The sequence below is a fragment of the Enterobacter sp. JBIWA008 genome (assembly GCF_019968765.1).
Classification (GTDB): Bacteria; Pseudomonadota; Gammaproteobacteria; order Enterobacterales; family Enterobacteriaceae; genus Enterobacter.
In genome coordinates, this window is the sequence record NZ_CP074149.1 from 621,749 (window position 1) to 645,391 (window position 23,643).

Consider the following 23,643-nt stretch of genomic DNA (forward strand, 5'->3'; position numbering starts at 1 on the left):
ATGAGCACTCGCGTCAACCACCACAAAGTCACACCTGCCCTCGCTAACGCGCTGTCCGCCCTGAGCATGGAGGTGGCAAAAACCTCCATCGACCCGGCGCTGAAGCACCTGATCGACATTCGCGTGTCGCAGCTGAACGGCTGTACCTTCTGCCTGGATATGCACTCGAAAGAGGCCAAAATCGCCGGCGAGCGCGAGCTGCGCCTGTACCATCTGGCGGCCTGGCGCGAGTCTCCGCTGTTCAGCGCCCGCGAAAAAGCGGCGCTGGCCTTCACCGAAGCGCTTACCCAGATTGGCGTTCACGGCGTGAGCGATGCGCTTTACCGCAGCGTGGCGGAGCACTTCTCGGACGTGGAGATTTCAGAGCTGAACTTCGCCATCGTGGCGATCAACGCCTGGAACCGTCTGGGTATTACCTCCCGCATGGCGCCCGGTTCGCTGGACGCGGCTTACGGTCTGAATAAGGCTAACCTGGAATAATTCCGCGCTCGCGGATCGTTGCCACCAGCGCCCGCAACCCCGGCGGGACGTGGCGATGGCCAGGGTAATACAGGCGCAGCCCGGCAAAGGGCTGCGCCCAGTCGTTTAAGACGCTCACCAGTTCTCCGCGCTCAAGCTCTTCACGGATATACAGTTCCGGCAAAAATCCCACCCCTAATCCCGCTTTTACCGCACGGATCGACGCAAAAAGATCGGACGTCGCAAAGCGCGGCGGCACGGCAAGCGCGTACGTTTCACCCCGACGCGCCAGCTCCCAGCGGTAGATCCCGCCGTGGGCCATGCGCATACCGATCCCCTGGTGTTGCAGCAGATCGTCCGGCGTCTGCGGAATGCCGTGACGGGCAAAATACTCCGGCGTGGCGGTGACCAGCTGGCGGATCTCCCCGGTCAGCGGCACGGCAATCATGTCCTGAGGCACGGACTCTTCAAGGCGGATCCCCGCGTCATAGCCTTCCGCGACGATGTCGATCATTCGCGCTTCGCTGGCGGTCTCTACGCGCATCTTCGGGTAGCGGATCATAAAGTCGATCAGCAGCTGGTCCAGAAACAGGGTGCCGATATGGTTCGGCACGTTCAGGCGCAGCGTACCGGCGGGTTCCCCGGTGTCGCTGTGGATCTCCTCGCCGGCGAGACGGATCTCCTGCAGCGCCGGGCCGATACGCGCCACGTAGCGCTGTCCGGCGTCGGTGAGCGCCACGCTGCGGGTGGTGCGGTTAAAGAGGCGGGTATCAAGGCGGCTCTCCAGCCCGGCGATGGCGTTGCTTACCGCCGTGGCGGACATGCCCAGCTCCTGCGCCGCGGCGCGAAAGCTGCCGCGCCGCACGACGGCCATCACGACTTCCAGCTCTGTCAGACCTGAACGATGCATAGATTATCCTGAAAATCGAAACAACCCTTGCAGCATAGCGTGGATTATCGCAACGGAGAAGCCGTGACAGACTGTGCTGACACAGCCTGAGGAGGTTTATATGCACACCATCGAACAGATCTTTATTAACGGCGAATTTGTTACCCCGCACGGCACCGAATGGTTTGATTTGTACAACCCGGCGACGGCGCAGGCCATCGGCCAGGTTCGTCTGGCGGATGAAGTTGACGCAGAGTGCGCCGTTGCGGCGGCGAAAGCGGCGTTTCCGGCGTGGTCGCAGACCACAAAGCAGGAACGCATCGCGGCGCTAAAACGTATGCACGCCGCCGTGGCCGCCCGCCACGACGATCTGCTGGAAGCGGTCATTGAAGAGTACGGCGCGCCCGCCTCGCGCTCGGCGTGGATGGCCAGCTATCCGGCGGAGGTGATTGCCCAGGCCATTGAGGCGCTGGAGGCGTTTGCATTCGTCGCCCCGGCAGGAGCAGCAACGGTGCAGATGACGCCGCTTGGCGTGGCCGGGCTTATCACGCCGTGGAACAGTGACGCCGGGTTTATCTGCGGCAAGCTGGCGGCCGCGCTGGCTGCGGGCTGTACGGCCGTCATCAAGCCGAGCGAAATGAGCGCCCTGCAAACGCACATCATCACCGAAGCGCTGCGCGATGCCGGATTACCGCCGGGCGTGTTTAATATCGTCACCGGCCGCGGCGAGACCGTCGGTGAAACCATCAGCCGTCATCCGGACGTGGCAAAAATCTCGTTTACCGGCTCCACGCATACCGGCAAGGCGATCCTGCGCAACGCGGCGGAGAGCTTTAAGCGCGTTACCCTGGAGCTAGGCGGTAAATCGCCGACGATCCTGCTGGATGATGTGGATCTGACTCAGGCGATCCCGCTGGCGATCCAGGCCGGGTTTATGAACAGCGGGCAGGCGTGCGTGGCCGGGACGCGCATTCTGGTGCCCCGGTCGCGCCAGGCAGAAATTGAAGCCGCGCTGGCACAGGCCGTGGCGGCGGTGAAATCCGGCGACCCGCGCGATAAATCAACGGACGTCGGCCCGCTGGTCAGCGAGAAGCAGTGGCTGCGGGTGCAGGGGTATATCCGCAAAGGGATCGAAGAGGGGGCGCGCCTGCTGGCGGGTGGTGAAGGGAGACCGGACGGGACGCGAGGCGGCTGGTTTGTGCGCCCGACGCTGTTTGTAGACGTTAACAATCAGATGACGGTTGCCCGCGACGAGATTTTTGGCCCGGTGCTGTGCGTGATCCCCTATCGTGACGAGGCGGAGGCTGTCGCCATTGCCAATGATACCGACTACGGACTGAGCGCTATGGTGCTGGGCGGCGATGCGGACCGCGCGCGCCGCGTGGCGCAGCAGATTGCTTCCGGTCGCGTGCTGGTTAACACCCTGGCCCATGAACCGAAAGCGCCCTTCGGTGGCTTCAAACACTCCGGTTTGGGGCGCGAGATGGGCGAGTGGGGGATCCGGGCGTTTATGGAGCCGAGGTCGATTGTGGGTTAAGACCGCTGAAGGTAAAGCACGCCCCGCGAGTCGGGGCGCTACGTGCAGTATCACTCTTCAAACACGCTCTCAAAGGTTTTAGTCGGTAAGAACAGCGTGAATTCATTCTCGGCCAGGAGCGGTATGAACCCCATTTTGAGGTAAAACTCTTTGGCTTTATGGTTGAGTGCTTCAACAAACAGGCCGTGAATGCCGACGGCAAAGGAGGCCAAATAAACGGTCTTCATGGCATGAATGACGAGTAATTCTCCATAGCCTTGCCCCTGAATACGTTTATCAATCGCCAGACGGCCAAGGGTGACGCTCGGCACATTTTTATAAGGAATACGTTTTTGCTGAGTTTTTGAGGGCAGGTAAGCCTTTTCAAAACAGCTTCCGGAGAGCGTGTAATAGCCCAGAATACGCGGTTTTGGCTCTCGTGTGGTGAGGACATAACCCCGCAAAAACTTTCCACGATGCTGGCGTTTCAGGTGCTCCGCCAGAAAGGTATTAAGGCTCTCTTCTCCGCAGTCGAACTGGCTTAGGTCGTACTCAACGTCTTCTGAAAAAATCCCTATCTTCACGTCGTTCACGTTTTACTCCATATCCAGGAGACGCTTAGCCGCTCGCTTCAGGCGGTCATTTGGCGCAGGCGGATTGCTGATGGCATCCATCACCGTATTCCAGGATGCTTCGCTAAGGACCAGGCGGCGGTGCTGGTCAATTACCTCTGCTGCGCGTTCAGAGGCTGTGCTGACCATGAATTGTGAAATCGACTGGTTTGTCATTGCCGCCGCTTCTTCGATCATGTTTTTGTCATCTTCGGTTAACCGGAGATCGATGCGCTGTTTCTTCAGTGCTGACATGGTTTCATTCTCAATCTTTATCCTGGCTTAACGCCTTGTTTTACAGGTAAAACTTATGTACGGTGTTTATCCGTACATTAATCATAGGTGTGTCCTCACCGGAAATCAACGAGTAGTTGAGCGCAGCGCCATCCGGCACAACGCTTCGCTCCTTACCGAAGCATTGTTCTTTTTCTTCCTGCATTCTCTCCTCATCCTTACAACGGAGAGAAAACCATCATCGCAGTCATTTTCGAAGCCAAAGCCGCATTACCCCGCCAGAAGCTACCGCGCCGAAAGCCATGCGCGAAGCCCGAGCCTGCTACGACCATCTTGCCGGAACGGCTGCGGTGCAGATCTATGATTTTATGCAGGCGGAAGGCTGACTGGAGGCTGACGGTTCAGCGCTCACGCTGTAGCTTCGGCGATTTTTAGCCGGACCAGGACATCGCTGTAAGGCATTTATTTTCCTGAATCACATTCACCGCTTCAGGTTAAAAAATGACTGGGGATCCTTCACCCCACAGGTAAAGGAAGAACATCCTTTTCGCAATTCCTGCGCTTTTACCTCTCGTTTCTTGATACTTATCCTGATAACTATTATCTTGACCGCGTGTGACGAGAGGTTTTCCCATGAGTGAAGAAGAACTGTTCTGCCGCAGGCCGATGGGCATGCGGATGGCGATGATCGTGCGCCAGTGGCGTGCGGTGATCGACGATGCCATTCTCGATACCGGGTTAACCCAGTCGAGCTGGACGGTGATGATGCAGCTTCACCAGCTTGGGGATAACGTCTCCATGAGTGAGCTGGCGGAGGTGCAGGGTATTGAACTGCCGCCGCTGATGCGCACCCTGACACAGCTGGAAAAGCAGGGTTACCTGCTGCGCGCCGTATCGCCGTATGACAAGCGCATCCGGCTTCTGACGCTGACGCCTGATGGAAAAGCCATATTAAAACGGCTCACTCAGGTGATTGAGACCTATCAGGCGCGCGTATCGCAAAATATCGCGCCGGAACATATCGACATTTTCAGCGCCACGTTGAATCAAATCGCCTGCAATTTGCGGACAATCCGCGAAGAAGATAATAAGACCGAAAAATAATGACCCCTGAACAAAAGTTTGCCCGCTGGGTAAGGGTGAGTATTGCCTCTTTCCTGCTGATGTTTGTCTACTTTATCGTCGCGGATATCTGGATCCCGCTGACGCCGGACTCCACCGTGATGCGCGTGGTGACGCCGGTTTCTCCGCGCGTCTCCGGCTATGTGGCGGCGGTACATGTCCACAACAACAGCCAGGTGAAGAAAGGCGATCTGCTGTTTGAGCTCGACGACACGCCGTTTCGCAATAAGGTGGAAGCGGCGCAAATCGCGCTTGAGCAGGCACGCCTGTCCAACGAACAGCTGGATGCGCAGATCGCCGCCGCGCAGGCCAGCCTGAAAACCGCCGTGCTGACCGCGCGTAACGACAAAGTGACCTTCGATCGCTACCAGAAGCTGAGCACGCTGCAGAACGTCTCGCAGGCGGATCTGGATAAGGTTCGCACCACCTGGCAGAGCAGCGAGCAGTCCGTCAGCTCCATTCAGGCCAACATCCATAACCTGCGCATTCAGCGCGGCGAGCGGGACGAGCACCGCAACGTGACGCTGCAAAAATACCGTAACGCGCTGGATGAAGCGGAACTCAACCTCGGCTGGACGAAGGTCTACGCCCAGGCGGACGGCACCGTCAGTAACCTGCAGTTAAGTCCCGGTTTTTATGCTTCATCCGGTTCCGCCGCGCTGGCGCTGGTGAACAACCAGACCGATATCGTGGCCGATTTTCGTGAAAAAAGCCTGCGCCATACCCATCAGGGCACCGACGCCGCCGTGGTGTTTGACGCCTTCCCGGGGCACGTTTTCCGCGCCCACGTGACCAGCAGCGACGCGGGGATCCTTGCAGGTCAGGAGGCCGTTAACGGCCAGCTCTCCGAGCCGGAAACCTCCAACCGCTGGGTGCGCGACGCCCAGCGCATGCGCATTCACGTGACGCTGGATGAGCCGCTGCCGAAGCATCTGCCGACCGGCGCGCGTGCAACCGTGCAGCTCTACAACAGCGAAGGGCCGTTTGCGCGCTTTTTCTCCGGGATGCAGATCCACCTGGTGAGCCTGCTTCACTATGTCTATTAGCACCCTGGCGCGGGTATTTACCCCGCACGGCAACATCGTCTATACGGCAAACGACTTTCGCCAGACCCTGCGCATCGTCTTTGCCGGGATGATTGCGCTGAGCATCTCCAGCTTCTACAACACCAGCTACGGCGTGTTTTTCGTGGTTTACCCGATCATGCTGCTCTCGCTGGTACCGGTGTTTAATCGCCACGTGGCGAAGCAGTTTATCTTCAGCGCATCGCTGAACTGCGTCGAAATGGTGATTATCATCGGCTATCTGTCGCAGTGGCCGGTCATTATGACGCTGGTGGTGTTTGCTCTGTACGTGATGCGTTTTCGCTTTATGAGCAAGGGGCCGCTGTTCCTGTTTGGCTCAATGGGCGTGGTGTGCCAGAGCGTGATGCTCAACTTTATGAGCTACCCCACCACCAACTGGCACACGCTGCTGTTTTCCAACATCGAAGCGAGCATCATGGCGGTGTGCCTGAGCGCGCTGATGAACTATCTCCTGCCGGACGTGGAGCCCCGCAAGCCGCCGCCGCTGATTGAGAAAGACGATGCCCGCGTGCGCCACGAGTCGCTGCTCTCCGGCACCGTAGCGACGCTGATATTCGTGGTGTTTCAGATTAGCGACTTAAGCGATTCGCTTTCGGCGCTGATGGCGGGTATTTTGATTCTGTTCCCCATGAACTACAGCGGTTCGGTGATGAGCTCCATCTGGCGCGTGGTCGGGGTGGTGCTGGGCTGTCTCTATATTCTGGTGGTGCAGCTGATCCTCTACGATCACAGCAGCCATATGCTGTTGATGATGCCGCTGATCGGCCTCGGGCTGGCGTTTGGCGCGCGCCTGCACGTGATGGAAAAGGTGGGCGCAGGCGTGGGGTTCTCCAGCATTACCACCATCGGGATTATGTTCGGGCAGAACATGCACCCGGACACTGACCTGGTGTTCAGCGATCTCTATCGCATCACCTCCGTCACCTTTTCGCTGGTCGCAACGCTGACGATGGTCTTCCTGGTGCACCTGATCCTGAACCGCTTCGAGGCGACGCGCTACGTCATCGCGCCGTCCAAACCAGGTTAATGCCCCAGCACTGCCGGCAGCTGCGAGAGTAAAAACAGAATCAGGCCAATCGTTCCGCCCACCAGCGTGCCGTTGACGCGGATAAACTGCAGATCCTTGCCAATATTCAGCTCAATCTGGCGGGACATGTCTTTGGCGTCCCAGCTTTTGACCGTGTCGCTGATGTGGCGGGTCAGAAACGCGGCGAAATCCGGGGCGAGGCGGTGCGCGGCCTGCTCCAGATGCTCGTTCAGCGACGCCTGCAGGCTGGCGTCATTAGACAGCGTTTCGCCAAACCACAGCCCGGCGTTGGCGATGCGTTGCTTCACGCGCGAATCCTCGCTTTGCATATCCGCCTTCAGCCACTGGCGCAGATCGGCCCACATCTCGCCCAGATAGCGGTTAAACGCCTCATCGTTTTTCAGGTAGTGCTTGATGTTGTCGGCTTTCGCCGCCATTTCCGGATCGTTTTTCAGGTTGTCGATAAGCTTCAGCGTGGCGCGGTCAAACGCCTGGCGGATCTGGTGCGTGCGGTCGTGGCTGATATCGTCCAGCAGCGTGTTCACCGCGTTCGACACCATCTCCGCGCTTTGATCGCCCAGCCACTCGGTGGGTAACACCATCGCCTTGCGCGGGTGTTCGGTCTTCAGCCAGTGGACAATCTGGTCGGCAATAAATTCCCGCGTGCTTTCCCGCTGAATCAGGGTAATCAGCCGGTTGATAATGGCGTCCAGCAGCACCTGGTGGCGGTTGTTTTTGGTCATGCTCTCCAGCATCACGGCGCTGGTTTCGGTGAAATCGACCTTGTCGATGGCCTTATGCACCGCGCGTTTGAGCAGCCGCTGAATGCGCCCGTCGTCCGTGAGTTCGAGAAAACCGCTCATTACCTGCATCAAATGCAGACCGACGCGCTGGGCGTTGTCCGGCTGGCTGAACCAGGCACCAATCATTTGCGCGGGCTCATAGCGGCGGATCAAATCGACCAGCGACTGGGTATCCAGAAACTTCTCCTGCACGAACTGGCCGAGATTGTCGCCGATTCGGTCTTTATTGCGCGGGATAATCGCCGTATGGCGCGAGATAAAAGGAATGGGCACCCGGCGGAACAGCGCAACCACGGCAAACCAGTCCGCCAGCGCGCCGACCATCGCCGCCTCGGCAATGGCCTTCACGCCGCGCACCCAGAAGTTCTGCGGCAGGAACAGGGTGGTGATAAACGCCGCGGCGGCAACCAGCAGCAGCGACAGCGCCAGCAGCTTGGCGCGTTTGAGTTCAGCTATTTTTTCCATGGGTTAAGGATAGAGGGTTGTGGGGAGGAAGTGCAAAAACCGCCACAGCACCCACCCTCCAAATCCCATCAGCACCACCCCCGCCGTGCGCTCAATCCACCACAGCGAACGGCTGAGCTTCTGTTGAACCGCCGATAGCCCCATCATCGATACCAGCGCCAGATCCCACGCCAGCACCACCATCACCATCCAGACGCCGCACGTTGCCTGCTGAAGCAGCGTCATGTCCGGCCCGAGTAATGCCGTCATCAGCGCCAGGTAGAACAGCGCATTTTTCGGATTTAACAGCGCCGACCCCAGCCCCAGCAGGATCTGCTTCATCAGAGAAGGACACCGCTGTCGGGTTTCTGCAAGCGCCAGCGCCTGAGGCCGGCTGCGCACCAGATGCGAGCCGATCCACAGCAGGTACAGCGCCCCGCAAAGCTCGATAAGCGTAAACAGCCACGTAAACTGGCGCAGCGCGCTCCAGCCGATAATCACCAGAAGAATATAAAGCGCGTTACCCGCGGCGATGCCGAGGCACAATCCTGCGCTGCCGTGCAGCCGATAGCGCGCGGCGTAGCCTACCAGCAGGAAGAAATCCGGGCCCGGGCTTAGCAGGGCAACAAAGTGCGCCAGCGCCAGGGCGAGAAAAGCGGAAGGGAATAACAGTTCCATAGCGACCTCAGTTAACAATCCGAGGTCAGAATACGGCGCTGCAGAACCTATTTATTGTCTGATATTGATCGGCCCGTGGCGTACTGGCGCGGCGTGGCGGCGGTATAGCTCACGAAGGTCTTATGAAAATGGCTCTGGTCGGCAAAGCCGCTCTGGTAGCCGACGTCGGCGATGTCGTCTCCGGCACGCAGCCGCGCCTTGGCGTACTCCACGCGGGAGATGTTGAGGAAGCTGCCCGGCGTCAGGCCGGTGTCCTGCCTGAAGGTGCGGATCAGGGTCTCCTTGCGCAGCGAGAATCGTTGGGCAAGCTCGTCGAGCGAAGGGGGGGCGGCCAGGTCAGTAAGAAACGCCTGCTGAACCTGCTGGCTGGTTGAGCGAAGCGCAGCACTCTTATCCGCGCAGCGGGGAAGGGCATAAAGCAGCGTCTCCACGGATGCAGGCGACATCGTCTCAACAATATCAAGGTAATACTTAAACAGCGTAGGGTCGCGAATTATCTGGAACGCCAGAGGAAGCTCTGTGTCGAGGTAGAGCATATGGTAGCTGCGCGGTTGCCCGACGACGGGGTTGCAGCTGTGCGGCGCGTAAGCAGGGATGACAATGAGATCCCCTGGAGCCAGGATAAACTCTTTGCCATCACTGACGCAGCAGGTCTGGCCTTCCACAATCGCGCCGATGGAGAGTTGCGGGTGGCAATGACGTTTATACGTCTGCGTGCTCTGCCACGTGCTGCGCAGCTCAAGGCCTGAGGCGCGGTGAAATGTCTGCCGGACGTGTCGGGTATCGGTCATGGGAACTCCTTCTGGACGATTTTTATACCACGTCAGCAAACTTTCTGGCAGCGCTTCATTAAGAACCTTCCGGATATACCCAACTTTACGTCCACGACCAGTCATGTTGACTACCCTTAATACCCTAAGCGGTAAAACAAGGAGATTCGACATGGCCTATAAGACAGTAAATCCTGCCACTAACCAGCTCATCAAAGAATACCCCTCACATACCGACGCGGATATCGAGGCGGCGCTGAAGGCCGCCGATGCGCTCTACCATTCGGAATGGGCGAAAGGCGACATCAGCCAGCGCCTGCCGGTGCTGCATAAGCTTGCCGACCTGATCGACGAGCGCACCGAGGAGCTGGCGAAAATCGCCAGCCAGGAGATGGGTAAGCTCATCGAACAGAGCCGCGGCGAGGTGAAGCTGTGCGCGCAGATCGCCCGCTACTACGCCGACAACGCGAAGCAGTTCCTGGCCCCGGTGAAGTATCAATCCGAACTTGGGGAAGCATGGGTGGAGCATCATCCCATCGGCGTGCTGATGGCCGTCGAGCCCTGGAACTTCCCGTATTACCAGCTGATGCGCGTCCTGGCGCCAAACCTTGCGGCGGGTAACCCGGTGATCGCCAAACATGCCAGCATCGTGCCGCACTGCGCCGAGACCTTTGCGCATCTGGTGCGCGAGGCGGGCGCGCCGGAAGGGGCATGGACCAACCTGTTCATTTCGTCCGAGCAGGTGGCGAACATCATTGCCGACGATCGCGTGCAGGGCGCAGCATTAACCGGCTCCGAAAAGGCAGGCAGCGTGGTGGCCGCGCAGGCGGCGAAGCACATTAAGAAATCCACCCTTGAACTTGGCGGTAACGACGTGTTCGTGGTGCTGGACGATGCGGACCTGGATAAAGCCGTGAAGATTGGCGTGAATGCGCGGCTCAACAACGCCGGGCAGGTCTGTACCGCGGCGAAGCGCTTTATCCTGCATGAAAAGATCGCCGACGCCTTCCTGAGCAAATTCACCGAGGCATTTAAGCAGGTGAAGATTGGCGATCCGCTGGACGAAAGCACCACGCTGGGGCCGCTGTCGTCTAAAGATGCTCTGGAAACATTGACTAAACAGGTCAACGAGGCGGTGAAAAACGGCGCGACGCTGCACTATGGCGGCAAGCCCGTTCAGCGCGACGGGAGCTTCTTCGAACCGACCATCCTGACCAATATCTCGCGCGACAACCCGGCGTACTTCGAAGAGTTCTTCGGCCCGGTGGCGCAGGTTTACGTGGTGAAAAACGACGATGAGGCGGTCGCCCTGGCGAACGACTCTCACTACGGTCTGGGCGGCGCGGTGTTCAGCCAGGATATCGAGCGGGCGAAGAAAATGGCGTCACGTATTGAGACCGGGATGGTGTATATCAACTGGCTTACCGATACCGCGCCAGAGCTGCCGTTCGGCGGCGTGAAGCGCTCCGGTTACGGACGCGAGCTGTCGGATCTGGGGATCAAAGAGTTTGTGAACCAGAAGCTGGTGGTGGTGCACAGGTAATACCCGAGACAAAAAAAAACCTGCCGCATGGCAGGTTTTTTTGCTTGTTCGTCGGCTTAGAAGCTCACGCCGCCGCCCACGTATGCGCCGTCGATCAGCGTGTGGTTTGGACGACCGTCTTTGCCGTCAACGCTCACGTGGCGGTAACCCACTTTCAGGGTCACAGGTTTGATTGGGGTCCAGCTGACGCCGCCGTTCGCTTCCACGTAGTTTTTGACGCTGTTGTTCAGCCCGTCTGGCGCAACGTAACCTTCGCCGAATACCTTGATGCTGTCGGTCAGGGCAACGTTCACGCCGCCACCGATTGGGAACGCTACGCCGTTATCGCCTTTTTTCGGGCCAACGTAGAGGGCCTTAGCGCCTGCGTTCAACATCACCGGACCGACTTCGAAGTTGTATCCTGCACCTACGCCACCGGTCGTGGTGCCGTCATCGGTATTTTTCAGCCAGCTACCTTCGGTGTACAGACCGGAGGTCGATTTACCCATTTCCACATTCAGGTTGGTAAAGTTTTTACCCTGCTCAATGCTGCCGCCCATCGCCAGTGCGGAGCCCGAGACAGCGGTCAGAGCGGAAAGGATGAGAACGTTAAGCTTTTTCATGAGTGTTTCCTCGTCATCAAATTAATCTGAGGGCACCTTAACAAGTGATGTTTATGACTGCAAATGTGATGCATGTCGTGGTTTTATGCTGATTTTGTTAGCTATTTAGCTTATGTCTGTTGCCGAACTGTTTCTTTGGCGAGCCGTCAACGGTAATTAAATTCGCGTTTAGGAAAAGTTTAAATAGTTTACTAAACGACGTTTGAACGAGGAGAAAAAAGCCCTTTGAGATGAATTAATTGGGTTTCTAATAATTTCCAAAAATGTTTCAGTTGTCATAGATAAAGACGTAAGTTTACATTTCTGAAGAGGGATATACGTGCCGCTGCGTTGGTCAGCCTTCGTTCTGTGTCATTTTTCTGACACGTTTATTCTTTACGTTGTTGGCTTCACTCTACGGATGCTAACAATATGAAAAGAAAAATTATTCCTGTGCTAATTGGTTGTGCGCTCTCTTTCTCTGGCCTGGCGGCGCAGCCCACTGCTGAGCGCTATGTCGTCAGCTTCCCTGAAGGCTCACACGTGAGCTACAGCGGCGCGTTTGCCAGCGCGTTTCCGAACGGACTGCCCGTGGGAATCGGTTCTGGCCTGCTGTTTACCGGCAAACAGGGCGACGCCCTGACCTTTGCGACCGTGACCGATCGCGGTCCAAACGCCGATGCGCCAAAAATGGGTAAAAACGAAGCCAAAATATTTGTCACGCCAGATTTCGCGCCGCTGCTGATGACCATCCGCGTTGAGAACGGCAAAGCAGAGGCAACGGATGCCCGACCGCTGCATGATGATAAAGGCGAGATTAACGGTCTGCCGCTGCAAAGCGGCGTGATTGGCTCCACCAATGAAGTGGCGTTCAGCGATACCCTCAAAATTCTGAAAGGTGACAACCGCGGGCTGGACACGGAAGGCATCACGCCGGACGGGAAAGGCGGCTACTGGCTGTGCGACGAGTATGGCCCGTTCCTTATTAACGTCGACAGCAAAGGCAAGATCCTGACGATCCACGGGCCGCAGGCGGCGGAAGGTGAGACGTCCATCGCGGGCGGTCTGCCAAATATTATCAAATGGCGTCAGGCAAACCGTGGCTTTGAAGGCCTGACCCGGATGCCGGACGGGCGGATTATCGCCGCCGTGCAAAGCACGCTGGATATCGACGGAAAGAGCAAAAAGCAGGCGCTGTTTACGCGTCTGGTGAGCTTCGATCCGGCGACCGGAAAAACCGCGATGTACGGCTACCCTATCGACAGCGCGGCCTACGGTAAAAACAGCGACGCCAAAATCGGCGACATCGTGGCGCTCGATGACCAGCATATCCTGCTGATTGAGCAGGGAAGCGATAAAAACGACGGGATGCGCAACCTGATTTACAAGGTGGATCTCAGCAAGGCGAGCGACCTTTCCGCCTTTGACAAGCCGGGCGAATACCCGGAGTTCGATGATGAGAAAACCCTGGCGCAGCGCGGCATAACGCTTGCTGCAAAAACGCAGGTTGTCGACCTGCGCGCGCTGGGCTGGCAGCAGGAGAAGGCCGAAGGGCTGGCGCTGATCGACAGCAAACGGCTTGCGGTGGCGAACGATAACGACTTTGGCGTGAAGGTGGCGATGCAAAACCCGGTCGAGGGCAAGAAGCTCAAGAATTATCGGGTGAACGCGGAAGGCAAGCTGACGCTGGATGATAAGCCGGTTGAAACCACGCTCAGCGTGAAGCCGCTGAAGAAGCCGGAGTCGGACAGCGAGCTGTGGATTGTGACGCTGCCGGAGGCGGTGAAATAATTTTACCCCTCACCCTAACCCTCTCCCGCAGGGAGAGGGGATTATTCGGGGCGCTTATTTTTTCAGCCCCGCAAACGCCGCCCGAATTTCTTGTTCCGGGAGCTGGATACCGATAAACACCATCACGCTGTGCGGCGCTTCATCGCCCCAGGGTCTGTCCCAGTCGGCGCTGTACAGGCGCTGTACGCCCTGGAACAGCAGGCGGTTCGGCTCGCCGTCAATCCACAGCATCCCCTTGTAGCGCAGCAGCTTGTCGGCAAACGACAGCAGCAGGTTTTCCATCACGCGCGAAACCTCGCTGATATCCACCGGGTAGTCCAGCTCCACCACAATCGACGCCACGTCGTTTTGCCTGTCTCCCATAAAGTGGAAGCGCGGTTTCGCGGTGACGTTCTCCTCCAGCATAAAGCCGTTGGTGTTGAACAGCTGAGACAGGTCGATGTCGCCGTGCGTCACCGTGTAAATCGGCGCGCGTGAGTTAATGCGGGTCAGGCGCTCGCGCAGTTTTTCGCTTCCGCCCGCCACGTCGGTTTTGGTCAGCAGGATGCGGTCGGCGTAACCCACCTGAGACTGGGCGATGGTGAACTGGTTCATCTGCTCGTCGGCGTGGACCGCGTCGACCAGGGCAATCACGCCGTCCAGCAGATAGCGCTGGCAGAGTATCTCGTGAGAGAAAAAGGTCTGAATAATCGGGCCGGGATCGGCCATGCCGGTGCACTCGATCACCAGACGGTCAAAGTCGATCTCGCCGCGATCGCGGCTGTCGAGCAGGTCCAGCAGGGCATCTTCTAATTCGTTAGAGCGGGTGCAGCAGATGCAGCCGTTGGTCAGGGTTTTGATCTGGGTGGCGCGATCGCCGATCAACTGATCGTCTACCGAGACCTCACCGAATTCGTTTTCAATAACGGCGATTTTGAAGCCGTGCTGCTCATTCAGGATGTGGCGCAGCAGGGTGGTTTTACCGGCGCCGAGGAAACCGGTCAGCAGGGTAACGGCAATCGGGGTCATGGTCTCTCCTTTAGCAGCAGCGGACGCCGCCTTCTCCACTTCCGCCGTAGCGCGCTTCCTGACGCTCGCGGAAGAATTCGGTGTAGGTCATGTACGGCTTATCCGGATGGTTGGTCTTCATATGCTCAACGTAGTTGTCATAGTCCGGAATGCCAATCAGCATTTTCGCCGCCTGACCGAGGTATTTTTTTGCTTCGCCTAAGTTACCAAACATTGTGGGCTCCAGACAGAAAAAGCCCGGCGATGTGACTCCGCTGGGCTTGTGTTCCCCTCACCCCAGCCCTCTCCCAAGAGAGAGGGGGAGGATCGCGGATTAATGGTGTGAAGAGGTCTTCACGCCGCCTTCCGGCACCGGCACGTACGGGGTTTCTTTATCCGTACGGCCGTCGGCGTTACGCACTTTCAGCCAGGTTTTGATGCCATAGAAGATGATGCTGTACACCACCACCAGGAACAGAATGCTCAGACCCGCGTTGGTGTAGTTGTTCACCACGATATGGTTCATGTTGGCAATCTGCTGCGCGGTCAGATCCGCGCCGCCTGCGGCAATCTTCTCTTTGTACTGATTAGCCATGAAGAAGAAGCCTTCCAGCTGCGGGTTGGCGCTGAACAGCTTCAGGCCAAGCGCCCAGGTGGTGCAGAGCAGCAGCCACAGCGCAGGCACCACGGTGACCCAGATGTATTTGGTGCGCTTCATCTTCACGAGGACCACGGTGCCGAGCACCAGCGCCACGGCGGCCAGCATCTGGTTAGAGATACCGAACAGCGGCCACAGGCTCTTCACGCCGCCGAGCGGGTCGACAACGCCCTGATACAACAGGTAGCCCCACAGACCGACGCAGCCCGCCGTACCCAGAATACCCGCCACCAGAGAGTCGGTTTTCTTCAGGAACGGTACGAAGTTACCGAGCAGATCCTGCAGCATGAAGCGGCCCGCACGGGTACCGGCGTCCAGCGCGGTCAGGATGAACAGCGCTTCGAACAGAATACCGAAGTGGTACCAGAAGCCCATGTCCGCCCACGGCAGCACTTTGTGGAACACGTGTGCGATACCGACGGCCAGCGTAGGCGCACCACCGGCGCGGTTCAGCACGGACGGTTCGCCAATGTCTTTCGCCGTCTGCATGATCTGCTCAGGCGAAATCACGAAGCCCCAGGAGCTGACGGTCGCCGCCGCGTGTGCGCTCGCGTCTTTCAGCTGCGCCATAATCAGCGCCGCGTTGTCACCGCCCATTTCGTGCAGGTTTGGCATGGTAATGCCGAGGCCAGCAGGCGGGGTGTTCATCGCGAAGTACAGACCCGGTTCGATAATGGAGGCTGCAACCAGCGCCATGATCGCCACGAAGGACTCCATCAGCATCGCGCCGTAGCCGATCAGACGCGCGTCTTTCTCGTTCGCCAGCAGCTTAGGCGTGGTACCGGAGGAGATCAGGGCGTGGAATCCGGAGACCGCACCGCAGGCGATAGTGATGAACAGGAACGGGAACAGTGCGCCTTTCCACAGCGGGCCGGTACCGTCGATGTACTGGGTCACTGCCGGCATTTTCAGATCCGGGTTAATCACCAGGATGCCGATCGCCAGACCGACGATAACGCCGATTTTCAGGAAGGTGGCCAGGTAGTCACGCGGGGCCAGAATCAGCCAGACCGGCAGCAGCGCGGAGATAAACGCATAGCCAATCAGCGCGAAGGTGATGGTGGTGTCCTTGAAGGTCAGCGCCGGGCCCCAGTACGGGTCGTGCGCAATCACGCCGCCGAAGTAGATGGAGGCGACCAGCAGCACGATACCAATCACCGACACTTCACCCACGCGTCCCGGTCTCAGGAAGCGCATGTAGATCCCCATGAACAGCGCAATCGGCACGGTTGAGCAGACGGTGAAGACGCCCCACGGGCTTTCGGCCAGCGCTTTCACCACGATCAGGGCCAGCACCGCGAGGATGATGATCATAATCAGGAAGCAGCCGAACAGGGCGATGGTCCCCGGCACGCGGCCCATCTCTTCTTTGACCATCTCACCCAGCGAGGCGCCGTTACGGCGAGAAGAGATAAACAGCACCATAAAGTCCTGCACCGCACCCGCCAGCACCACGCCGGCGAGCAGCCACAGGGTACCCGGCAGGTAGCCCATCTGCGCGGCCAGCACCGGGCCGACCAGCGGGCCTGCACCGGCGATAGCGGCAAAGTGGTGACCAAACAGCACGTAGCGGTTGGTTGGCACGTAGTTCAGGCCGTCATTGTTAATGACCGCCGGAGTGGCGCGCGTCGGGTCGAGCTTCATGACCTTCTGCGCGATGTACAAGCTGTAGTAGCGATAAGCCACAAGATAGACGGAAACGGACGCGACCACGATCCACAGGGCGCTTACGTGTTCGCCCCGGCGTAATGCGACAACCGCCAGACAAAAAGCGCCGAGGATCCCGAGTAAGGCCCAGGGCACGTGCTTCAGTAGTTTTTTAGTATCCATAGTAAGACCTGGTTTTTTATGTAAAGAAAAAAGGGTCAGGGTTCGTTGTGAGGAGGTATTGATTAATGCTGGAGCGATCGTGCCAGATCTACGCGCGTGTAAAGGACGGTAAATGAATGAGTGGTTAAAAGAACCAGGTGAGCGGTCAAAGGGGGCGGCGAGCGGTTCCGGCTCGCCGCCTCGGGGCGAAATTATGTGATTGAGATCACTTGATTATTCGGGTTGTGTTCCACGGCCAGATAGCCCTCCAGCGTCCTGATGAGTTTCTCCTTCAGCCAGGTCGGTTCCAGAATCTGAATATTGGGCAGCCAGTAGAACAGCAGCGGCAGGATCTGGTTCTCGTGCGCCGCCCGGCAGCGCAGCGTGACGCCGCCCTGTTGCTCCTCCAGAAGCTCTTGTTCCGGCAGAAGATTGCGGCGCAGGAAGTAATGTGAAATATTATCCTTGATGAATATTTTCACCGAGAAAGTATTTTCGGAGACCCAGGGGTCGAGGCTTTTTTCCAGCAGCTCAAGGACATTTTCTTCCGGGGTGAAGGTCGTTTTTTGAATATCAAACCAGCTAATCTGGCTCAATGAGAAGGATTTCAGATGGCTATTTTCGGTGGCTTGTAAATACCATATGTTTTTATTGTTAATGAGTTTATAGGGATTAATCAGACGGGTTTTCCCCTTATAAGCAATCTGGCAAACATTATGGTTTTTAATCGCTTTCTCGATTTTCGTTAAATGACGACGAATATCGCGTTGGACCGTGTGTTCGGCTTCATTAGCAAGAATAAGAATATGGTTTTCGTCAACGCGCGTTTCAAGATTCTGCCAGAATTCCGTATTTCTTTCAGGGAAAAAGCTGTCAGCATTCAGGAAGTTAGCAAGGGTATGATGTAAGCCTTGTCCACCGGGCGATTGTGCAGAATGGATCAGCCGATATAGTCCGTTACCGGTATGTTCAACAATAGGAGAGAGTGCATTTAAATCCCGGTAGACGGTGCGCTCGGTAATTCTAAATTTCTCCATTAGCGCACTGCGGTTTACCACACCGTTTAAATGTAGCTCAAGGAGAATATCGACCAGACGTTCAGCCGAGCGGCTCCGCGTCGTTTTAGCCATAAGGTCATCCTGTATATTTAGGTATGCGCTGAATGATGCGGGTGCACTGACGCGCGGTGTCAGTATTCAGGCACAGAAAATTTCTCTTACGGGTATATAACGGCGTGATTTAGCGGAAACCTTAGGAGTTTTTGTAGAAAGCGGCGCTGGCCGAAGAAAAAGGCCAGCGCGAGGGGAGATCACACGGCGGCTTCCGCCTCCAGCATGACCGGGTGGAAACGGCGTCTGAAGTAGATCAGGCCATGTCCCGCGTCGCTCAGAATGATGTTTTTAACTTCAACAAGGTAGACAAGATGCGTGCCGATGGTTTGCACCTGGCTTATCTTGCCTTCAAGGCTGGCGAGCGCGCCCTTGAGCACCGGCTGCGCCAGCGGGCCTTTTTGCCAGCAGGTGAGGGCAAAGCGCTCCTCCATCGTCATACCGGTCATCCCGGCGAAATGGCGAGCCATGATCTCCTGCTCGTGGTTCAGCACGTTTACGCACAGCCTGCCGTTGCCCTGAAATACCGGGTTCATGGCGCTGTTGGCGTTGATGCACACCATGACCGACGGCGGGGTGTCAGTCACCGAACAGACGGCGGTGGCGGTAATGCCGCAGCGGCCCGCCTCGCCCTCGGTGGTGACTACATTGACCGCGGCCGACAGGCTGGCCATGGCGTCGCGAAAACGCAGGCGTTGTTCTGATTGCATGAAAACCTCCCGCTGCATTATTTCAGCAGCTTATCCAGCATGTTGATATCGCTGTTGTTGTGCAGGTGCGGCACCGTCCAGCCGTGTTGGTCGTACTCGGACATGCAGCGGTCGACCATCGCCATCATTTTGTCCATGTTGCCGGAGCTCTGCGCCTGGCGCAGACACTGCAGGCGGATTTCATCCTGGCTGCCGGAGTAGTTGATCTCATACAGCTCGTGGCGGCCGCCAAACTCGCTGCCGATGGCATCCCACATCAGCTTCAAAATCTTGATGCGTTCGACGTGATCCATGCCGTTGGAGCCGCGCACGTATTTCGCCAGATACTGGTCGATCTGCGGGTTGTTCAGATCCCGGGCGCTGGACGGCAGGTAGATCAGTCCGGACGTCACGTTACGCTCGATGATGTTCTTGATCTTCGCGTAGGCCATCGGCGCCATCACGCGGTAGGTCTGCAGCGCGGCATGATCCGGCAGATACGCACCGTTGACCCACGGGGTCGCTTCCGAACACATGGAGTCGCTCAGCGCCCAGAACATGTTGCGCCAGGCCACCACTTCGCCGAGATCCGCCTGCACGCCGCGGAACTCCAGGGTACCGGTGCATTCCAGGGATTTCTTCAGCAGGGCGGTGATGAAGTCGAGCTTCACCGCCAGACGCACGCAGGCCTGCAGCGGGTACATGCGGGCGAAACCGCCCTCCATCGTCCAGCGACGGCAGCGGTCGAAATCGCGGTAGATCAGCACGTTTTCCCACGGGATCAGCACGTGATCCATCACCAGGATCGCGTCGTTCTCGTCGAAGCGGCTGGAGAGCGGGTAGTCGTAAGGGGAGCCGGTTGCGCCTGCCACCATCTCGTAAGAGGCGCGGGAGATCAGCTTCACGCCTTCGGCATCCATCGGCGCGACGAACATCAGCGCGAAGTCCGGGTTTTCGCCCATCACCTGCGCGGAGCCAAAGCCGATCATGTTGTAGTGGGTCAGCGCCGAGTTGGTTGCCACCACTTTCGCGCCGCTGACGATGATCCCGGCGTCGGTCTCTTTCTCTAGCTTGATGTAGACGTCCTTGACCTCGTCCGCCGGCTTGTGGCGGTCGATCGGCGGGTTAACGATGGCGTGGTTGAAGTACAGGCCGGTTTCCTGAATGCGCGTGTACCAGCTGCGGGCGTTCTGCTCGAACTGGCCGTAGAACGCCGGGTTGGCGCCGAGCGCGCAGCCGAACGCGGCTTTGTAGTCCGGCGTACGGCCCATCCAGCCGTAGCTCAGGCGCGACCACTCGGCGATAGCGTCGCGCTGCTGACGCAGGTCGTCGGCGCTTTTCGCCACGCGGAAGAACTTATGGGTATAGCCGCCGCTGCCGGTGTCGGTGCCCCAGCAGAGGGTATCCTGCATGTCCGGCTTGTGCAGCGCGTCGTACATCTGCGCGATGGAGGCCGCCGCGTTGCGAAACGCCGGATGGGTGGTTACGTCTTTGACGCGCTCGCCGTAGATGTAAATCTCACGACCGTCCTGCAGGCTTTTTAAATACTCTTCGCCGGTTAACGGACGTTTGGCATCAGCGCGGAAATCTTCAGGCTTCATAGGGACCTCGTATCGGAATAGGATTGTTAAATTTATGTTTTGTTTTTGTTGTTTAATTGAAGCCTGAGAGGGGCGTAACGTGAAGGGACGATTGGGACAACGGCGGGTACTTTTCGGGTGAGATGTGGTTTTGTGATCGGTGTGGCTTTTCGGCGGGTGGCGATGCGCTTACCCGCCCTACGAACCGTGATGCGTTCAGGAAACCGGTACTTTCTGCGCCCGATACGCGCTTGGCGAGCACCCCACTAAACGGTTAAAAAAGCGGGCAAAATAGGCCGGATCTTTAAACCCCAGCAGCCAGGCAATTTCGCTCACTGTACTGTCGGAAAACAGCAGCAGCCGCCTGGCTTCCCGCAGCTGGCGGTCGAAGATCAGCCGCTTCGGCGGGCGGTTGGCGAAGCGGCGGCAGATGTCGGTCAGGCGGGATTCGGTCAGGTGCAGCTCGCTGGCGTATTCCGGCACCGTCCAGTGCTCATGGTAATGAACGTCAATCAGCTGGGTAAAGCGCTGGAACAGCTTCAGCTCGCCGCGCATGCCGCCTGAAGCGTGGTCGTCGAGCTTCGCGTTGCGCAGCAGCAGGGTAAACACCGCCTGCGCCAGCAGAACCAGGGTGTGCTCGCGCCCGGGCAGCTGCTCCGTGGATTCCCGGGCAATCAGCTGCCAGTAGTGCTTCAGCGCCGCCAGCTCGTCCGGCCTGTCGGCAAGCGACAGGCAGATCCCAGGCAGGCCAAACGCTTCTCGCGTGCCGGGGTAGAGCACCTCCAGCAGCGGCCAGATCAGATCCTCGCGCACCGTCAGCACGTGCCCGTCGCTGTCGGATTCGGTGATAAACGCGTGCGGCACCGACGGCGGCGTGAGGACGAACAGCGGGGCCTGCACCGAGTAGCGGTGATCGTCGAGCTGGAGTTCAATCTGTCCGGTATCGAGAAAGTGCATCTGGAAATACTGGTCGTGACGATGCGCCTGCATGTCGCGGCCAAAAAAGGCCGCCATGCGGGCGAACGACTGGTAGTGCACATCGTCGGTGCCCAGACTTTCGTCGTACTCCTTGCTGATGTCAATGTTGGCGATAGGGCTCTGGCACATGATCGTTCCTCTGTTGATCCCGCTGCGTCATCGGGATGCGCGTCAGCACCAGCGCGCCGACCACCAGCAGCCCGGCCACAAACCACAGCCCCGAGCTGAAGCTGCCGGTCGCGTCGCGCAGGATCCCAATCAGCAGCGGGCTGACGGCGGATCCGACGTTGCCGATGGCGTTGATCACCGCCAGCGCCACCGCGCGGGACTGCAGGCTAATAACCCGATCCGGCGTGGTCCAGAATATCGCCATGGCGGTAAAGGATCCGGTTGAGGCCATGATGATGCCAAGCAGCTGGATCAGGCTGTGATCCGTCGCGGAGGCCAGCATCCATCCCGCCGCGGCGAACAGGTACGGCAGGATGGTGTGCTTTTTTCGCTCTTTCAGCCTGTCGGAGCGGCGGCTCCACCAGATCATCCCGAGGATGGTACAAAACTGCGGGATCGCCGCCAGCAGGCCGATGACGATATTGCTGCTCCCCGTGTTGAAGCTTTGCAGGATCTGCGGCGTCCAGATGTTGATGGCACTGAGCGTGTTGGTCAGGCAGAAGTAGGCCAGCGTGTAGAGCAGCACCGCCGGGGTCAGCACTTCGCGCAGCGTCGATCGCGGCGTGACGGATTGGGCAATGGCGACCTCCTGCTCGCGGGCGATCATCGTTTTTAGCGCCTGCTTTTCGTCGTCGTCCAGCCAGGTGGCCTGATCCGGCGTGTCGTTGAGGTAAAACCAGGTCACCACGCCGAGCACTACCGACGGCAGCCCTTCCAGCAGGAACAGCCACTGCCAGCCCTTCAGGTTCCACAGCCCGTCCATCGCCAGAATGTACCCGGAGAGGATCGAGCCGAGCATCATGGTCACCGGCATGGCGATCATAAACAGCGCGTTGGCGCGGGCGCGGTGATACGCCGGAAACCACCAGGTGAGATAGACCAGGATCCCCGGCAGGAAGCCGGCTTCGGCAATGCCCACCAGCATGCGCAGGACGTAGAGCGTTTCAGGGCTGGTGGCGAACATGGTGCAGGTGGAGGCGATGCCCCACACCACCATGATCCCGGCGATCCAGCGCCGCGCGCCGATCTTCGCCAGCATGATGTTGCTCGGGATGCCGCACAGCACGTAGGTGACGTAAAACAGCGTCGCGGCCAGGCCAAACATGGTCGACGTGAGGCCCAGATCTTTGCCCATCGTCAGCCCGGCAAAGCCGATGTTGATGCGATCGAGAAACGAAAAGACAAACAGGATAAAGAGAAAGACGATCAGGCGTCGGAACAGCTTGTTAATGGCGCGATGTTCAACAGCTTTATTATCATGAGCTTGCAGGGTTGAGGTCGTCATGGTGCGCTCCAGATCTTACGTTTAGTAGACGGATTTATTGTTATTAACTGACGTAACCGGTTGTTCGATAAAACGAGCCGCCAGCGCCTCCGCGCCTCGGGCGAGCAGGGTGGTGTCGACGCCGACGGCGACAAATAGCGCGCCAAGCTCGAGGTAGCGTTTCGCCAGCGCCTCGTTGGCCATCAGGATGCCGGGGGCTTTATCGGCCGCACGGATCTGCGCGATCGCCTGCTCGATGGCGGCCTGCACTTCCGGGTGCTGCGGGTTGCCGGCAAAGCCCATGTCGGCGCTCAGATCCGCCGGGCCGATAAACACGCCGTCGACCCCTTCCACGTCCAGGATCTGCGGCAGGTTTTTCAGCGCCTCGCGGGTTTCGATCTGCACCAGCACGCACATGGCGTCGTTGGCATGCTGCAGATAATCCGGAATGCGGTTCCAGCGCGAGGCGCGCGCCAGGGCGCTGCCGACGCCGCGAATGCCCGCGGGCGGATAGCGGGTGGAACGCACCGCCAGCCGCGCTTCGTCGGCGTTTTGCACCATCGGCACCAGCAGGGTTTGCGCACCCACGTCCAGCAGCTGTTTGATCTGCACCGGGTCGTTCCACGACGGGCGGACCACCGGCTGGCTGGGATAAGGCGCGATGGCCTGCAGCTGGGTTAACACGGTCTGCACGCTGTTCGGCGCGTGCTCGCCGTCGATCAGCAGCCAGTCGAAGCCTGCCCCGGCCAGCAGCTCGGCGCTGTAGCTGCTGGTGAGCCCCAGCCATAAGCCGATTTGCGGACGGCCCGCCTGCAGCGCCGCTTTGAATGCGTTTTGCATGGTCCTCT

General features: G+C 58.5%; 23 protein-coding genes and 1 pseudogene. 8 read left to right on the top strand and 16 right to left on the bottom strand.

Features of this window, described 5'->3' with window-relative positions:
- Complete coding sequence (locus tag KGP24_RS02960) at nucleotides 1-480, top strand: carboxymuconolactone decarboxylase family protein (protein ID WP_014882392.1); 480 nt, start codon at nucleotides 1-3, stop codon at nucleotides 478-480.
- On the opposite strand, the gene KGP24_RS02965 is transcribed toward KGP24_RS02960, so the two are convergent.
- Nucleotides 467-1,369, bottom strand: coding sequence for a LysR family transcriptional regulator (locus tag KGP24_RS02965; protein WP_223562317.1), 903 nt, complete (start codon nucleotides 1,367-1,369; stop codon nucleotides 467-469). The genes KGP24_RS02960 and KGP24_RS02965 overlap by 14 nt on opposite strands.
- A 100-nt stretch (nucleotides 1,370-1,469) precedes the next feature.
- Here KGP24_RS02965 and KGP24_RS02970 point away from each other — a divergent pair, with 100 nt between their 5' ends.
- Nucleotides 1,470-2,885, top strand: a complete 1,416-nt coding sequence (locus tag KGP24_RS02970; RefSeq protein WP_223562318.1) for an aldehyde dehydrogenase family protein — start codon at nucleotides 1,470-1,472, stop codon at nucleotides 2,883-2,885.
- Between the two features lie 50 nt (nucleotides 2,886-2,935).
- On the opposite strand, the gene KGP24_RS02975 is transcribed toward KGP24_RS02970, so the two are convergent.
- Nucleotides 2,936-3,457, bottom strand: coding sequence for a GNAT family N-acetyltransferase (locus KGP24_RS02975; protein WP_194400898.1), 522 nt, complete (start codon nucleotides 3,455-3,457; stop codon nucleotides 2,936-2,938).
- Between the two features lie 3 nt (nucleotides 3,458-3,460).
- Complete coding sequence (locus KGP24_RS02980) at nucleotides 3,461-3,730, bottom strand: DUF1778 domain-containing protein (RefSeq protein WP_063143245.1); 270 nt, start codon at nucleotides 3,728-3,730, stop codon at nucleotides 3,461-3,463.
- Nucleotides 3,731-3,972: 242 nt separating this feature from the next.
- Here KGP24_RS02980 and KGP24_RS02985 point away from each other — a divergent pair.
- The 4 genes and pseudogenes from KGP24_RS02985 to KGP24_RS03000 form a co-directional block, all read left to right on the top strand.
- Nucleotides 3,973-4,092 (top strand): annotated as a pseudogene (locus KGP24_RS02985) (transcriptional regulator); the annotation flags it as partial.
- A gap of 250 nt (nucleotides 4,093-4,342) precedes the next feature.
- Nucleotides 4,343-4,813, top strand: a complete 471-nt coding sequence (locus KGP24_RS02990) for a MarR family transcriptional regulator (protein ID WP_194400897.1) — start codon at nucleotides 4,343-4,345, stop codon at nucleotides 4,811-4,813.
- Nucleotides 4,810-5,877: an HlyD family secretion protein gene (locus tag KGP24_RS02995; protein WP_223563444.1), complete on the top strand. Its 1,068-nt coding sequence runs from the start codon at nucleotides 4,810-4,812 to the stop codon at nucleotides 5,875-5,877. The genes KGP24_RS02990 and KGP24_RS02995 overlap by 4 nt, the downstream gene beginning before the upstream one ends.
- A complete protein-coding gene (locus KGP24_RS03000) occupies nucleotides 5,867-6,943 on the top strand; it encodes a DUF2955 domain-containing protein (protein WP_223562319.1) in 1,077 nt (358 codons plus the stop codon). Before KGP24_RS02995 ends, KGP24_RS03000 begins: the two co-directional genes overlap by 11 nt.
- Here the strand turns inward: KGP24_RS03000 and KGP24_RS03005 are convergent.
- Genes KGP24_RS03005 through KGP24_RS03015 form a run of 3 tightly spaced genes read right to left on the bottom strand, consistent with a single transcriptional unit; the run spans nucleotide 6,940 to nucleotide 9,659 of the window.
- Nucleotides 6,940-8,211 (bottom strand): DUF445 domain-containing protein, encoded by a 1,272-nt coding sequence (locus KGP24_RS03005; protein ID WP_223562320.1) that lies wholly within the window; start codon nucleotides 8,209-8,211, stop codon nucleotides 6,940-6,942. The two genes, KGP24_RS03000 and KGP24_RS03005, sit on opposite strands and share 4 nt — an antisense overlap.
- 3 nt (nucleotides 8,212-8,214) lie before the next feature.
- Complete coding sequence (locus tag KGP24_RS03010) at nucleotides 8,215-8,868, bottom strand: LysE family translocator (protein ID WP_223562321.1); 654 nt, start codon at nucleotides 8,866-8,868, stop codon at nucleotides 8,215-8,217.
- Between the two features lie 47 nt (nucleotides 8,869-8,915).
- Nucleotides 8,916-9,659 (bottom strand): AraC family transcriptional regulator, encoded by a 744-nt coding sequence (locus KGP24_RS03015; RefSeq protein ID WP_223562322.1) that lies wholly within the window; start codon nucleotides 9,657-9,659, stop codon nucleotides 8,916-8,918.
- Nucleotides 9,660-9,810: 151 nt separating this feature from the next.
- On the opposite strand from KGP24_RS03015, the gene KGP24_RS03020 reads away from it, so the two are divergent.
- The gene (locus tag KGP24_RS03020; protein WP_223562323.1) at nucleotides 9,811-11,181 is read left to right on the top strand and encodes an NAD-dependent succinate-semialdehyde dehydrogenase; all 1,371 of its coding nucleotides are present in this window, start codon (nucleotides 9,811-9,813) and stop codon (nucleotides 11,179-11,181) included.
- Between the two features lie 56 nt (nucleotides 11,182-11,237).
- Here KGP24_RS03020 and KGP24_RS03025 read toward each other — a convergent pair whose 3' ends face one another.
- Nucleotides 11,238-11,783, bottom strand: coding sequence for a YfaZ family outer membrane protein (locus tag KGP24_RS03025; protein ID WP_120159648.1), 546 nt, complete (start codon nucleotides 11,781-11,783; stop codon nucleotides 11,238-11,240).
- Nucleotides 11,784-12,194: 411 nt separating this feature from the next.
- Here KGP24_RS03025 and KGP24_RS03030 point away from each other — a divergent pair, with 411 nt between their 5' ends.
- On the top strand, nucleotides 12,195-13,553 hold the full coding sequence (locus KGP24_RS03030; RefSeq protein WP_223562324.1) for an esterase-like activity of phytase family protein: 1,359 nt from the start codon (nucleotides 12,195-12,197) through the stop codon (nucleotides 13,551-13,553).
- A gap of 54 nt (nucleotides 13,554-13,607) precedes the next feature.
- Here KGP24_RS03030 and yjiA read toward each other — a convergent pair whose 3' ends face one another.
- The 9 genes from yjiA to hpaI all read right to left on the bottom strand — a co-directional run bounded on the left by yjiA (nucleotide 13,608) and on the right by hpaI (nucleotide 23,635).
- Nucleotides 13,608-14,561, bottom strand: coding sequence for a GTPase (yjiA, locus tag KGP24_RS03035; protein ID WP_223562325.1), 954 nt, complete (start codon nucleotides 14,559-14,561; stop codon nucleotides 13,608-13,610).
- A 10-nt stretch (nucleotides 14,562-14,571) separates the two neighbouring features.
- Nucleotides 14,572-14,775: a YbdD/YjiX family protein gene (locus KGP24_RS03040; protein WP_003856610.1), complete on the bottom strand. Its 204-nt coding sequence runs from the start codon at nucleotides 14,773-14,775 to the stop codon at nucleotides 14,572-14,574.
- 99 nt (nucleotides 14,776-14,874) lie between these two features.
- Nucleotides 14,875-17,028, bottom strand: coding sequence for a carbon starvation CstA family protein (locus tag KGP24_RS03045; protein ID WP_194400879.1), 2,154 nt, complete (start codon nucleotides 17,026-17,028; stop codon nucleotides 14,875-14,877).
- 191 nt (nucleotides 17,029-17,219) lie between these two features.
- Nucleotides 17,220-18,137 (bottom strand): WYL domain-containing protein, encoded by a 918-nt coding sequence (locus KGP24_RS03050; protein WP_223562326.1) that lies wholly within the window; start codon nucleotides 18,135-18,137, stop codon nucleotides 17,220-17,222.
- 179 nt (nucleotides 18,138-18,316) lie between these two features.
- The gene (locus KGP24_RS03055; protein WP_223562327.1) at nucleotides 18,317-18,826 is read right to left on the bottom strand and encodes a 4-hydroxyphenylacetate 3-monooxygenase reductase subunit; all 510 of its coding nucleotides are present in this window, start codon (nucleotides 18,824-18,826) and stop codon (nucleotides 18,317-18,319) included.
- Between the two features lie 17 nt (nucleotides 18,827-18,843).
- Nucleotides 18,844-20,406, bottom strand: a complete 1,563-nt coding sequence (gene hpaB, locus KGP24_RS03060; RefSeq protein ID WP_023334387.1) for a 4-hydroxyphenylacetate 3-monooxygenase, oxygenase component — start codon at nucleotides 20,404-20,406, stop codon at nucleotides 18,844-18,846.
- Nucleotides 20,407-20,601: 195 nt separating this feature from the next.
- The gene (hpaA, locus tag KGP24_RS03065; protein ID WP_223562328.1) at nucleotides 20,602-21,492 is read right to left on the bottom strand and encodes a 4-hydroxyphenylacetate catabolism regulatory protein HpaA; all 891 of its coding nucleotides are present in this window, start codon (nucleotides 21,490-21,492) and stop codon (nucleotides 20,602-20,604) included.
- A complete protein-coding gene (gene hpaX, locus KGP24_RS03070; RefSeq protein WP_214577104.1) occupies nucleotides 21,464-22,816 on the bottom strand; it encodes a 4-hydroxyphenylacetate permease in 1,353 nt (450 codons plus the stop codon). The genes hpaA and hpaX overlap by 29 nt, the downstream gene beginning before the upstream one ends.
- Nucleotides 22,817-22,837: 21 nt before the next feature.
- A complete protein-coding gene (hpaI, locus tag KGP24_RS03075) occupies nucleotides 22,838-23,635 on the bottom strand; it encodes a 4-hydroxy-2-oxoheptanedioate aldolase (protein ID WP_223562329.1) in 798 nt (265 codons plus the stop codon).
- Between the last annotated feature and the right edge of the window lie 8 nt (nucleotides 23,636-23,643).